We start from the raw sequence: 4586 nt of genomic DNA on the forward strand, positions 1-4586 counted from the left end.
TGAATTTCTCTTCGTTGGGGCCCCGCTCACCTCCACAAGGATGACTAGAACTGAGAAAAGCTTGATTTAAGCGCCTTCTCAGTTCAGTCAGCTACTGCGAATTTGCTAATTAGCATGATTATATTATTTATGTCCCAGACTCATCTTTTATTTCAAACTACAATTGCATGTGCCACCCGTTGCACAACCATCATGACCGGTCTTAAAGAATGGATTTCCCGCTTCTATTTTTACATTTTGCGAAACTGACAGCGCAATCTTGCTTACTACTTCATCTATTAAATTCTGTAGTGATACTTCTTTAGATTTATAATCCATAACCACAGGCAACATTTCATAAGCTCTTTTACGTCGTCTTGTTTCTAACATGACTTTTTGATAATCGGGGTGATATTTTCCAAACCGCATTACCTCATCATAAGCAACCTTAGATTTCAAGAAGGCTTGGTACATGAGATGTGCTTCATCATCTTGATTCAATCTCTCTTGAGCTTCCCGAAAATCATGATACAGTTCTGATTGAACAATCATATCCGAAAGGCCTTCGATGTCATCAAGGATTGACATTGTTTCTTCTGTATACAATGCATAGTCTCCTTTCTAAATTAGATTATTTTTCTAAGAAAATTAGTGAATAGTAATCTTTCATGACTTCTCCACCCATTTCTTCATATTTAGTATTTAACATTCTAGAACGGTGCATATCAGAATTCATCCAACTATGAATTAATGTTGGTACATCATCAAAATCATACCCAACATTTTGACTTGTCGTAGTAAATGAAATATTCTCATTACTTAGTTGGCTTTTTAACGCATCCTCTGTAAACTCAACATCATTAGAACCAGTTGCTTCGTATAAATTTACTGATGCAATATGCGCAATATCCGAGTTAACTTTTAACGGTTTAATGTTTTTTAGTTCTCTCATCTCATTAGTAATTTCGTATAGCGTCATTAATTGGTTCGGGTTTTGTTCATAAGGCAGTTTATCTTTCTGAGCATTATTAAAATTATCTCCTTTATCATCTTCTTCAGTCTCATTAGCTAAAGGATACGGTTTAAGAAATGCTAGTGCCTCTTTATCTAGAAAGCGAATGCCCATAATTTGATTAGATTGTTGATCAACATACACTTGTGCATACACATTCCCATATTTTATTAATGTTTGTGTCTTGATATCTTCATCAGATAGTTCAAAATTATAACGTTGACCATCCACTTTTATTGAAGGATCGGGGTTAATACTTGTATTTTCAAAGATACGTGACGCACTCTCGTTTATCTTTAAAGGTGCGACATTTGCTTTATTACCTGTAGCATAAACTGACTTTATTTTATGTTCTTTAGTTGAAACGATATAATATTGATTATCTTTTTTAAAGACATAGTTCATATAATGGCCTCTAAACGGATATGTACGACTTGCTTGGCCAAATTTATCAGTTAGCGTATCTATATCTTTACCAATCCAAGTACCTACCCCTTCTTTAGGTGCAGGATTTTCAGTGGTATTGTGCGTCTTAGGTGTTTGATTTGAATGATTGGTTGACACGGTTTTATTTGGGTTCTCTAATACATCAAATTTAAGTCTTGGTGAGTAAAATAAATAAATAAGAAATAAAACTAAAAATATTACACCTAAAACTTTAATAACTAATTTTGCCATCTTTCACCCACCTATTTTGAATTATATCTATTGTACAAAATAACTAATTTATTAATCAAGATATCCTACTTAAGATGACACTTGTGGCATACCCCGTTTTCTTTTTGTCATTAACATTATCATATTAAAAAAAGGGAGCAGGGTAGAATTCTTTTTGAATTCATTGCCCCACTCCCGCAAGTATGTCCAGTATAAAGAAGCGCTACTTTAAAGTGCTTTTTCTTACAGTATACTGCTACGACATTGCTAAGTAGTCACAACAAATTATGTTGTCTGCTTATCATGATATGAATTGATTATAGGCCTAATGTAGCTTTAATCAATGACGTTGTTTCTCCACCTGGGTAAAATACATATAGTAGTAAGTAAACTGCTACACCAGTAATCGCTGTAAAGAACCAAATAATTGATGCAATTGGTCCTGCTTTTCTATGCCAATTAAACTTATCTTTGAATGCTGTAATAATTTGAACTAACCCAAGAACGCCACCAATTGTAGCTAAATTAATGTGGAATATTAAAAATATCTTATAATACGTTCTAACTGAATCTGGTCCCCCAAAATCTGTATTACCTATAAATATCGTTCTTGATGCATAGATAATAAAGAAAGTTAATGCAAAAATTGCTGCCCATAACATTGTTTTCTTGTGCTTATCTATATCTCTATGCCAAATTTGCCACCAACCAATGGCAACAAAAATAGCACTTATCACAATACAACTTGTACTAATCGTTGGTAGAATTGGTAAATTCATATGTTTCATCCTTATTTAATTTGTATATTTTAAATCATTTTTATAAGTGAGATAACAACAACTAAAACGAAAAATACTACTAAATAATTTAGAGAGTATATAAACATTTTTGTTGCCCATTTAGTTTGATCTGTATTTCTCTTAAATGACGTTAAACCTATATAAAGCCAACCTAAATTGAGCAATGTTCCTAATACTACAAATGTTGTTCCAAGACTTGATAATAGGAATGGTAATGGAAGTAAAAATATTAACCATATAAACATACTTATTCTAGTACGTTTGAATCCTTTAACAGATGGTAACATAGGAATATTAGCTAATGCATATTCATCACTTCGTTTAATTGCTAAAGCATAAAAGTGAATTGGTTGCCAACAAAAAACAACTAAAAATAATGCAATTGCAACGAGACTTATATTTCCATCAATTGCAACCCATCCAATTAATGGTGGTACTGCACCTGGAAAACTTCCTACTACTGTATTCCAAGTTGTATGTCTTTTAGACCAAATTGAATAATAAGACACATAACCTACGATGCCGATAAGTCCTAGTACGCCTGATGGTACATTTAATAAGAATAAACAAGCTTCTCCTACTAACATCATACCAAAACTTAAAAATAATAAATTTTTATCTGAAATTCTATCATTAACTGTTGGTCTATTTTGTTTACTTGGCATTATACGATCAATGTCCTGATCATAATAATTGTTTAATGCACAAGCACCACCCATAATTAATGTTGAACCAATCAACATTAATAGAATTTGAGGTATTGACGATAGGAAGGAATGATTGGTCATCACAACTGCTAACCAAGCGCCTGCAAATGCAGGAATTAAGTTACCTTGGACCAATCCCATCTTGATAATCTGTTGTAACTCTTTAAACGATACACGGCTCGATGGTTGTGACAAAGTTTGCTCTTTGCTCATGATCCCCCTCCTTAAATTTTCCATATAATACTATGATATAGTAATTACTAAAAATTGACTAGTTTATATCAAATTTAATTGTGACACTTTAGCGACATTCTACTACACTAATTTTTTGTTAGTTCTTATTGTTGTATAATTATTTTAATAATATAATTTCAATAAAAAAGACATTAATTAAGCGTAATCAATTGTATTTAGAAGATGCACTTAATTAATGATGGGGTGTATAACATTGTTTAATAAACGAAACCTTAAATGGTTATCTGTATTAGCAACTATCATAATGGCATTTGTACAACTTGGTGGTGCATTAGTTACTAAGACTGGCTCAGAAGATGGATGTGGATCATCTTGGCCTTTATGTCACGGTGCATTACTCCCTGACAATTTACCAATAGACACTATTATTGAATTAAGTCATCGCGCTGTCTCAGGTATCTCATTAATTGTTGTACTGTGGTTAGCTATTACTGCATGGAAACATATTGGCTATATTAAAGAAGTAAAACCATTAGCTATTATAAGTATCGCATTTTTACTTGTTCAAGCATTAATTGGTGCAGCAGCTGTTATTTGGCAACAAAATTCATATGTATTAGCGCTGCATTTCGGCATATCTTTGATTAGTTTCTCTTCAGTATTCGTTCTAATGCTGATCATATTTGAAGTTGATAAGAAATATGAAGCCGATGAATTATATATCAGAAAGCCTTTAAGAAGATTAACATGGATCATGACAGGAATTGTGTATGTAACCATTTATACTGGTGCGTTAGTTAGACATGCAAAGGCAAGTTTAGCTTATGGTGGTTGGCCGTTACCTTTCCATGATATTATTCCACATACTGAACAAGATTGGGTTCAATTTGCGCATCGTGGTATGGCATTTATTACATTTATATGGATTATGATCACATTTATTCACGCAGTTAAGAATTATTCTGAGAATAGAACGATACGATATGGATATACGACTGCATTTATTCTCATCATATTGCAAGTCATTACTGGTGCGTTATCTGTAATGACGAACGTCAATTTATTCATTGCACTTTTACATGCATTATTTATCACACTATTATTTGGTATGATTGCCTACTTCATTATGTTAATGCTACGTACCATTAGAAGTGAAAATAACAAATAACCTATCATATTAAAGAGAGTCCCCGACATAAAGTTCTTGGATAAGTGAATAAAGACAATTTCTATTGA

Annotated in this window: 5 protein-coding genes; 1 reads left to right on the forward strand and 4 read right to left on the reverse strand. The window is 32.6% G+C overall.

The window, feature by feature from the left end:
• Positions 1–147: 147 nt before the first annotated feature.
• The 4 genes from KA858_RS09990 to cyoE all read right to left on the reverse strand — a co-directional run bounded on the left by KA858_RS09990 (position 148) and on the right by cyoE (position 3368).
• Positions 148–585, reverse strand: a complete 438-nt coding sequence (locus tag KA858_RS09990; protein ID WP_053029160.1) for a YlbF/YmcA family competence regulator — start codon at positions 583–585, stop codon at positions 148–150.
• Positions 586–610: 25 nt separating this feature from the next.
• Positions 611–1669 (reverse strand): CAP-associated domain-containing protein, encoded by a 1059-nt coding sequence (locus KA858_RS09995; RefSeq protein WP_210135589.1) that lies wholly within the window; start codon positions 1667–1669, stop codon positions 611–613.
• Positions 1670–1965: 296 nt separating this feature from the next.
• Positions 1966–2427: a DUF420 domain-containing protein gene (locus tag KA858_RS10000; RefSeq protein WP_210135590.1), complete on the reverse strand. Its 462-nt coding sequence runs from the start codon at positions 2425–2427 to the stop codon at positions 1966–1968.
• Positions 2428–2456: 29 nt separating this feature from the next.
• Positions 2457–3368, reverse strand: coding sequence for a heme o synthase (cyoE, locus tag KA858_RS10005; RefSeq protein ID WP_075108502.1), 912 nt, complete (start codon positions 3366–3368; stop codon positions 2457–2459).
• A gap of 235 nt (positions 3369–3603) precedes the next feature.
• On the opposite strand from cyoE, the gene KA858_RS10010 reads away from it, so the two are divergent.
• Complete coding sequence (locus tag KA858_RS10010; RefSeq protein ID WP_053029156.1) at positions 3604–4518, forward strand: COX15/CtaA family protein; 915 nt, start codon at positions 3604–3606, stop codon at positions 4516–4518.
• The last annotated feature ends 68 nt before the right edge of the window (positions 4519–4586 follow it).

This window comes from Staphylococcus sp. GDX8P80P (assembly GCF_017893095.1).
GTDB lineage: Bacteria > Bacillota > Bacilli > Staphylococcales > Staphylococcaceae > Staphylococcus > Staphylococcus borealis.